Annotated in this window: 9 protein-coding genes; all 9 read left to right on the top strand. The window is 25.2% G+C overall.

Features of this window, described 5'->3' with window-relative positions; translation table 11 throughout:
• The first annotated feature begins 1854 nt into the window (after positions 1 to 1854).
• Positions 1855 to 2781 (top strand): signal peptidase I, encoded by a 927-nt coding sequence (gene lepB, locus HF862_RS09835; protein ID WP_170187685.1) that lies wholly within the window; start codon positions 1855 to 1857, stop codon positions 2779 to 2781.
• Between the two features lie 11 nt (positions 2782 to 2792).
• A complete protein-coding gene (gene rimI, locus HF862_RS09830; RefSeq protein ID WP_027128569.1) occupies positions 2793 to 3215 on the top strand; it encodes a ribosomal protein S18-alanine N-acetyltransferase in 423 nt (140 codons plus the stop codon).
• An 11-nt stretch (positions 3216 to 3226) separates the two neighbouring features.
• The gene (locus HF862_RS09825; protein WP_027128570.1) at positions 3227 to 3754 is read left to right on the top strand and encodes a Gx transporter family protein; all 528 of its coding nucleotides are present in this window, start codon (positions 3227 to 3229) and stop codon (positions 3752 to 3754) included.
• Positions 3751 to 5112, top strand: a complete 1362-nt coding sequence (gene glmM / locus HF862_RS09820) for a phosphoglucosamine mutase (protein WP_170187684.1) — start codon at positions 3751 to 3753, stop codon at positions 5110 to 5112. Before HF862_RS09825 ends, glmM begins: the two co-directional genes overlap by 4 nt.
• A gap of 218 nt (positions 5113 to 5330) precedes the next feature.
• The gene (locus HF862_RS09960; RefSeq protein ID WP_206039083.1) at positions 5331 to 5564 is read left to right on the top strand and encodes a hypothetical protein; all 234 of its coding nucleotides are present in this window, start codon (positions 5331 to 5333) and stop codon (positions 5562 to 5564) included.
• Between the two features lie 9 nt (positions 5565 to 5573).
• Positions 5574 to 6338 carry a TRAP transporter substrate-binding protein gene (locus HF862_RS09815; protein WP_206039082.1) on the top strand — a complete coding sequence of 255 codons (765 nt, stop codon included), beginning with the start codon at positions 5574 to 5576 and terminating at the stop codon, positions 6336 to 6338.
• Positions 6339 to 6353: 15 nt separating this feature from the next.
• Positions 6354 to 6839, top strand: a complete 486-nt coding sequence (locus HF862_RS09810) for a TRAP transporter small permease (RefSeq protein WP_170187683.1) — start codon at positions 6354 to 6356, stop codon at positions 6837 to 6839.
• Positions 6836 to 8119 carry a TRAP transporter large permease gene (locus HF862_RS09805; RefSeq protein ID WP_170187682.1) on the top strand — a complete coding sequence of 428 codons (1284 nt, stop codon included), beginning with the start codon at positions 6836 to 6838 and terminating at the stop codon, positions 8117 to 8119. Before HF862_RS09810 ends, HF862_RS09805 begins: the two co-directional genes overlap by 4 nt.
• 22 nt (positions 8120 to 8141) lie before the next feature.
• A partial coding sequence (locus HF862_RS10210) for a DUF6282 family protein (protein WP_370456862.1) occupies positions 8142 to 8281 on the top strand: 140 nt, incomplete at its 3' end.

Below are 8281 nucleotides of genomic sequence, written 5' to 3'. Positions count from 1 at the left end.
AATCGTGTTGTCGCTGGTTCGAGTCCAGCAAGAAGCGCCATTTGAAGAATAACAACCTAGAAATAGGTTGTTTTTTTATTTTAAGAGAATATGTATAATTTAATTATTCTAATAAAAAATAATTAGAAATAAAAATGATATTTTGAATAGAAAAAGAAAAAATGAATTAATAATAAAAAAAGACAGAAATTAATTATTTTAATGTAAAAGTGAAGAAGAATAACTAAAATTTTAAATAGTTATTAAAAAATATTTTAAAATTAAATGAATAATTAAATTTTATATAAAGAAAATAAATGGGATACATTATGTAGTAATTAAATAATTTGAAATAAATTTATTAAAGTCTTTTATAATTTTAAAAATTAAAATAAGTTTATATCATGATTACAAAGATATAAAATTTATTATAAAAATATAAATATATCTAAAATTAAAGAAATAATAAAAACATTTAAAGAAAATAGAGAGAAATATAGTATAAGAGGATATAATTAATAAAATTAAAAAATAGCGAGAATAAATTTTTGATGAAGATAGTTTGAAAATATATTAGAAATATATAAATCATAAGAAAGAATTAGAAAGATAAAAAAATAATAAAATTAAAGAATAGTAAGAATAAATTTTTAATGAAAATAGTTTGAGAAATATTGGAGATATGTAAATCATAAGTAAAAAAGATAATAAGAGATAAAAAAGTTATTAAAATTAAGAAATAATAAAAATGAAATTTTAATGATAGATTTTTTAAGATGATAATAATTTTTATAAAAAGTCTTTATTAAAAATAATTAGATAAAAAAATTAGAGTATATTGAAAACAGTAATAGAATAAAATTTAAAAATATTAATTGATAAAATAATTATTTTTGGAAATGTGATATTTAATGAATATAAAAAATAGGATACAAAAGAGTAAAAGTCAAGGATTTAGAATTTATAAAAATATAATAGCTGGGGTTTTATATTAAATATAGAAATTTATTTTTTCGCTGAAGTTGATTAATAAAAAAGTTAAAAGAACTATAAAAGAAAAATTTAGAATCAGATAAATAAAGTTAATAAGAAGAAAATTATAGAAAGAATAATAAATTAAAATATAGAAATTGTAAATTAGATAAATAAAAAATAAATATCCAATTGAATTTATGATAGAAAAGTTGTATAAGATATAAAAAGAAAATAGAAAAAGAGTAAAAAATATAATATCTTTAAAATTGAAGATTATAAAAAATTATGATAAAATACTGTATATGTTTGATGAAATTGTGAAAAACAAAGTTCTGTAGATATATTAGGAGATGTAAAATCAATAGAGGGTGTTATTTAAAATAATGAGGATTAATCAAAATAAACTAAGAAATAGGGTTTATGGATTGATGTTTCTATAAAAACCGATTAAAAGAAATAATAAATTGTTGACAAAAAGGTTTTAAATAATGTCTTATATAACAATAGTAAAAATAGATAGAACAAATAAAATAGTTTATTGAGGAAAAAATAAATTATAATTAGAAAATTTTATATAGAAATTTAGACTTGAGAAAAACTAGATAAAAATTTAGTTGAGTATATATTGAGTCAAATAGAAAGTGTAAAATAAAAATAATAGAAAATGTATTAGGAAATAATTGAAATATAAAACTTAATGGATAGTAAGGTTTTGAGATTGAAAAAAGTTAGATAAAAAATTTAGGTATTTATATATTAGTGCCACATAGATAAAGTAAAATAAAAATAATGAAAAAAATATTTAGATATGGGAAAAGTATAAAATTTTATAAGTAATAGAAATTGTAAATATGAAAAAATAATAAGAAATAGATATATATTGATAAAGGAGATAAAAAAGTGAGTAGAGAAAATTTTGTATTTAATATAGTATTTTATATAATTCTTACAGCGTTTTTTATATATATTTTTGTGAAAGAGAAGCAATTATCTAATAAAATAAAGGGATATGTAGAGAAAGTATCCAATGGATTTTGTAATATTTGTGGGATAGAGAGAGAATCTTCAAGAAAAAAAGTATTTACAGTATTTAATGGAATAGAATCAATAGCTACAGCTATTATATTAGTACTTATTATTCAAAGATTTTATATTGGAAATTTTATGGTACCAACAGGGTCTATGGAGCCAACAATAATGCCAAAAGATAGACTTTTTGGAAATATGATAAGCTATAAATTTAGAGCTCCTAAAAGAGAAGAAATTATTGTGTTTAAAGAGCCTATCCAAAATAAAGTACTTTATACAAAAAGAGTTATGGGATTACCAGGTGAAACTGTACAGATAAAAAATAATCATTTATATGTTGATGGAAAGATGATTGAGAGTAGAAAATATTCACCATTGGGAGAACTTGGAAATAATGTTTGGGTAATACCTAAAAAAGGTGATAAGGTAGAGATTATTCCTGGAATGAATTATAATGAGGCTTATATGGCTAGAAATATAAATGTTGCAAAATTACAGGAGATATTATTAGAAAATCCAGGAGAAGTAAAACAAGCTTTACCAATAATAAAGTTTTTAGTTAATGGAAAAGAAACAGGTATGATACTTGATTTAATCCATAATAAAGATATATTAGATTCACTAATGAAAGGAGAAACTATAAAATTAACATTAGAAGATGATTATTATTTAGCTTTAGGGGATAATACTAATGGTAGCTATGACTCAAGAATGTGGGGATTCGTAAAAGAGGATAGAATAAGAGGAAAAGCTTTTGTAAGATTTTGGCCTCTAAATAAAATCAAACTATTAAAGTAATGGAGATGTAGATGTTGATATTAGATTATGAAAATAGCTGTGAAGATATAGCTAGATTAGAAAAAGAGATATTTAAGTTTAGCTCTTATTCTAAAAAAGAGATAGAGGAAATGCTAGAAAATAAAAGTATGTATAAATTTATCTCTGCTAAGGAAGATGGAAAGATTCTTGGTTATATAATAATTTTTGACAATAGTGAATCATTAGAAATAATGAAGATAGGAGTAATCCCTGAAGCTAGAAAAAGAGGGATAGGGACACTATTAATAAAAGAAATGAAAAAAATGGAGAAGGATATTTTTTTAGAAGTTAGGGAAAATAATATGACAGCAATATCTTTCTATAAAGAAAATTTTTTTGTAGAAGTTGGTAAAAGAAAAAATTACTATAAAGATACAGGGGAAGCAGCAATTATAATGTGTTGGAATAGATAATGGAGAAGTCTATGGAGAAAACAAAACAAGATATAAGAAGAGAAAAATATCTAATATTATTAATTTTATTGTCTCTATATCTTTCATTGGCAGAAACACTTATCCCAAAGCCATTTCCTTGGTTAAAAATAGGATTGGCAAATATTGGGGGGATTATAGCCTTAGAAAAATTTGATAAAAAAATGGCTATTGAAGTAGTTATTCTTAGAATAATAATTCAAGGGTTGATGCTTGGAACATTGTTTACTCCAGGGTTTTTAATAAGTTTTATTTCTGGAGTTACTAGTTTAGGAATAATGATATTTTTATATAAATTTAGAAATAAACTATCTCTTGTTTCTATAAGTATGGCATCAGCTTTGGTACACAATATAATACAGTTAATTGTAGTATATTTTTTATTATTTAGAAATATAAATATCAATTCAAGATATATAATTTTATTTGTGATTTTCTTTTTAGCCTTAGGTTGTATATCTGGTAGTGTAACAGGGGTTATAGGAGAAAAATTATTGCTTAGAAGGAGTGAGAAAGAATGAGAAAGTATTTTGGAACTGATGGAATGAGAGGGGAAGCCAATAGAGAATTAACAGCTGACAAGGCTATGAGACTTGGTTATGCTTTAGGATATTACTTAAAAAAAGAAAACCCTGAAAAGAAAAAATTAAAAGTTATAATGGGGTCTGATACAAGAATATCAGGATATATGTTAAGGTCAGCTTTAACAGCTGGATTAAACTCAATGGGAATTAATATAGACTTTGTTGGAGTTATCCCAACTCCTGGAGTAGCTTATATCACTCAAATAAAAGAGGCTGAAGCTGGAATAATGATATCAGCTTCTCACAACCCAGCCAAAGATAATGGAATTAAAATTTTTGGAAAAGATGGTTGTAAATTACCAGATGTTGTAGAAGAAGAATTAGAAAGTTATATGGATAATTTAGAGGAAATTATAAAAAATCCAATAGCTGGAGATGAATTAGGAAAATTCAAATACGCTCAAGATGATTATTTCCTATATAGAGACCATTTAAAATCAATAGTAAGTGGAGATTTTTCTGGAATGAAAATCATACTAGATGCAGCTAATGGTTCGGCCTATAGAGCAGCTAAAGATGTATTTTTATCTTTAGGAGCTGAAATTGTAGTAATAAATGACGCTCCTAATGGAAAAAATATCAATGTAAAATGTGGTTCTACTCACCCAGAAATTTTATCAAAAGTAGTGGTAGGATATGAAGCTGATTTAGGTTTGGCTTATGATGGAGATGCTGATAGATTAATAGCTGTTGATAGAAATGGAAATATAGTAGACGGAGATAAAGTTATAGCTACTTTGGCTGTAGAGATGAAAAAGAAAAATCTATTAAATGATAATAGAGTTGTAACAACAGTTATGAGTAATATGGGATTAGAAGCTTACTTAAATAAAAATGGAATAGTTTTAGTAAGAGCTAATGTAGGAGATAGATATGTTCTTGAAAAAATGAAGTTACAAGGATTAAATCTAGGTGGAGAACAATCAGGACATATTATAATGCTTGACTATGGAACTACAGGAGATGGAATTCAAACTTCATTAAAACTTGTTGAAACTCTAAGAGATGCTGGAAAATCTTTAGATGAAATAGTAAAAGATATAAAAGATTGGCCTCAAACTTTAATCAATGTAAGAGTTGGAGATAATAGTAAGAAAAATTCTTGGAGTGGAAATAAGAAAATAAAAGATGTTATTAGTGAAAAAGAAGTTGAAATGGGAGATAAAGGAAGAATCCTAGTAAGAACTTCTGGTACTGAGCCTATCGTAAGAGTTATGGTAGAAGGTAAAGAAAAAGAAATGGTAGAAAGAATAGCTAGTGAAATAGCTGATGTAGTTAGAGAAGAATTAGCATAATTGAAGAGTTAAAAATTTTAATTTTATTGTTTAAATTTAAAAGTGAATAATTAAAGTTTTTTAGAATAGTTTACTATTAAAGAATAATAATTAAAGAGGATTTATTAATAAATCCTCTTTTTATTTTCGAATATTTTTTGTTTTATTTATTGACAAAAAAAAAAAAATAGTACAATTGGTATCATAAAAAATTAAATAATGTTTAAAGGAGGATTCTTATGAAAAGAAGTTTAAAATTTTTATTGAAAGGATTTTTATTTTGTTTCATTATAATTGGATGTTTTGTTTCTTGTGGAAAACCTAAAACAAAAACATTACAAATTGGTTTTACAACAGCAATTAATCCAGATGATCCTTATTATGTTTTTGCTACTGAGTTTGCTCGTTTAGTTGAAGAAAAAAGTAAAGGAAATATAAAAATAGATGTTTTAGCTGGAGGACAGTTAGGGTAAGAGAGAGAAATGTTTGAAGGAATGCAACTTGGAACAGTTGATATGGCCATCATGACTAATGCATATGCTAGTAATTTTGTTAATGCTTCTGGAGTATTTGATTTGCCATTTATATTTAAAGACTCTAATACAGCTGCAAAAATATTAGATAGTGATTTAGGAACTAGAGTACTAAATGAATATGAAAATAAAAAGGTTAAAGCTTTATCTTGGGGAGAAGGTGGATTTAGGCATTTAGTAACAATGAATAGAGGAGTAAAAAAACCAGAAGATTTTAGAGGACTTAAAATTCGTTGTATGGAAACTAATACATATATAGAGACATATAATGCTTTAAAAACTAATGCTGTTCCTATGGCATGGTCAGAAACCATAACTGGATTACAACAAAAAACAATAGATGGTTTAGATATTCCTATTAGTGTTATTTATTCTAATGGATTTCCTGAAATAGCTAAATATTTAAGTCTTACAGGACATTTTTATTCTCCATTAGTTATGTGTATGTCATTAGATGTATGGAATGGTTTAGATGATCAACAAAAACAAATAATATCTGATTCTTCAAAAGAAGCTGGAAAATTATGTAGACAACACAATCAAGAAGTTGAACAAGTTCTTTTACAAAAAATGAAAGAGCAAGGAATGACAATAATTAGAGATGTTGATATTAAATCTTTCCAAAATATTTTAGGAGATTTTTATATGAAACAAAGTTCTTATATAGGTGGTACATATGTTGAAGATCTTTTAAAAGAGTTAAAGAACAATTAATACTAGGTGATAGAAATGATAAACAATTTAAAAAAGATTACAGTTAAAATAGATATTATTTTAAACTTTTTTATAGTAATATTTTTTAGTATATTAATTTTTTCTTGTGTATTACAAGTATTTACAAGATATGTATTAAATAGTGCTTTTACTTGGACAGAAGAATTAGCAAGGTACTCTTTTATTTGGACTAATTTATTAGGGGCTGTTTTGTGTGTAAAGAAGAAAAGTCATGCTACTGTAACAGCTATAACAGATAAATTATCAAATAAGAAATATATAAAAGTACAATTTTTTGTTCAAGTAGTTATTTTAATAGTATCTTTAATTTTATTTATTTATGGTTTTGAAGTGACATTAAAAACAGTATCTCAAACTAGTGCTGCTATGAAAATAAGTATGTCTTTAATAAATGCCTCTGTTCCAGTATCTAGTTTTTTTATGATTTTATATACTATTAGTAATATATTAATTTTGAAAGAAGATAAGGTGGTACAATGATTGGAATAACTTTTCTTTTAATGTTAATTATGATTTTTTTAAGTGTTCCAGTAGCATTTTCTATATTGGGTTCTGGAATGATATTTTTATCAGCTACTGGAATGAAACCTCTTACTTTAGTAGTTCAAAGAATAGTTAGTGGTTTAGATTCTTTTCCATTATTAGCTGTTCCTTTATTTATTTTAGTTGGAGAAATAATGGATAGTGGTGGAATTTCAAGAAGAATGGTAAAATGGGCAGAAAGTTTAGTAGGATGGTTGCCAGGTGGTTTAGGAATAGTAACCGTTGTTTCATGTGCTTTATTTGCTGCTTTAACAGGATCAGGACCAGCTACAGTAGCTGCTATTGGTGGAATTATGATTCCTTCTTTAGTAAATAAAGGATATCCTAAAGAGTCAGCAGCTGGATTAGTAGCTGCTTCTGGGGCATTAGGGCCAATTATTCCTCCAAGTATTCCTATGATAATTTATGGTGTAACTATGAATTTATCTATTCCCAAAATGTTTATTGCCGGAATTATTCCAGGACTAGTTATAACATTTTTTCTTATTATTCTTAATATGATATTAAGTAGAAGATTTTCTTTATCAAATGAAAATAAAATTAAATTTTCTTTAAAAGAATTTTTGAAAAATACTTGGTCAGCTTCAGGGGCTTTATTGATTCCTATCATAATTTTAGGGGGAATTTATGGAGGAATTTTTACTCCAACAGAAGCAGCGGCTATAGGAGTAGCTTATGCTTTGATAGTAGGATTAGTTATTTATAGAGAAATAAAAATAAAAGATTTACCTCGTATTTTAGTAAAATCTATGGAAACAGCAGCAATGGTTAATTTTATAATAGCAGCAGCTAATTTACTTTCTTGGATAATGTCTGTTACTAAAGTTTCAACAACAATAATAGAATTTTTAAGTATATTTATTTCTAATAAATATAACTATATGTTAATTCTAATGTTACTTTTATTTTTTGTTGGAGCTTTAATAGATACAGTAGCAGCTATAATTATAATAGCTCCTATTATTGTTCCTTTAGGAATACAATTAGGATGGGATCCTCTTCATTTAGGGGTAATATTTGTTATAAATTTAGTTATAGGTTATGTAACTCCACCTTTTGGATATAATTTGTTTACAGCTTGTTCTATCACGGGATTAAAATTTGATAAAATAGTAAAAGGAGTTTTACCATTTTTAATCTTAGAGATTTTATTAGTATTACTTTTTGCATATGTTCCAATGTTTATAACTTTTTTACCTAGTGTTATTTCTGGATAAAAAAGGGAGATGAGAATTAATAATGGAAAAAAATTTTCAAGAAATAGCTAAAGAATTAATGAAAGGAGCATATGATTTACATACGCATACTGAACCTTCAGCTTTTAACAGAGCTCTTGATGATTTTGAACTTATTTTAGAAGCTGAAAAATATGGAATGGC

Origin of the sequence: Fusobacterium sp. FSA-380-WT-3A, assembly GCF_012843705.1 — a bacterium.
GTDB lineage: Bacteria > Fusobacteriota > Fusobacteriia > Fusobacteriales > Fusobacteriaceae > Fusobacterium_B.
Note: the sequence above shows the minus strand (reverse complement) of the source record. Positions and strands in the feature narration are given on the sequence as shown.

Bases quoted from the DNA above. Each gene is read 5' to 3' on its own strand.
- rimI (WP_027128569.1), top strand. From the start codon at position 2,793: ATGTTGATATTAGATTATGAAAATAGCTGTGAAGATATAGCTAGATTA.
- HF862_RS09825 (WP_027128570.1), top strand. From the start codon at position 3,227: ATGGAGAAAACAAAACAAGATATAAGAAGAGAAAAATATCTAATATTA.
- glmM (WP_170187684.1), top strand. From the start codon at position 3,751: ATGAGAAAGTATTTTGGAACTGATGGAATGAGAGGGGAAGCCAATAGA.
- HF862_RS09960 (WP_206039083.1), top strand. From the start codon at position 5,331: ATGAAAAGAAGTTTAAAATTTTTATTGAAAGGATTTTTATTTTGTTTC.
- HF862_RS09815 (WP_206039082.1), top strand. From the start codon at position 5,574: ATGTTTGAAGGAATGCAACTTGGAACAGTTGATATGGCCATCATGACT.
- HF862_RS09810 (WP_170187683.1), top strand. From the start codon at position 6,354: ATGATAAACAATTTAAAAAAGATTACAGTTAAAATAGATATTATTTTA.
- HF862_RS09805 (WP_170187682.1), top strand. From the start codon at position 6,836: ATGATTGGAATAACTTTTCTTTTAATGTTAATTATGATTTTTTTAAGT.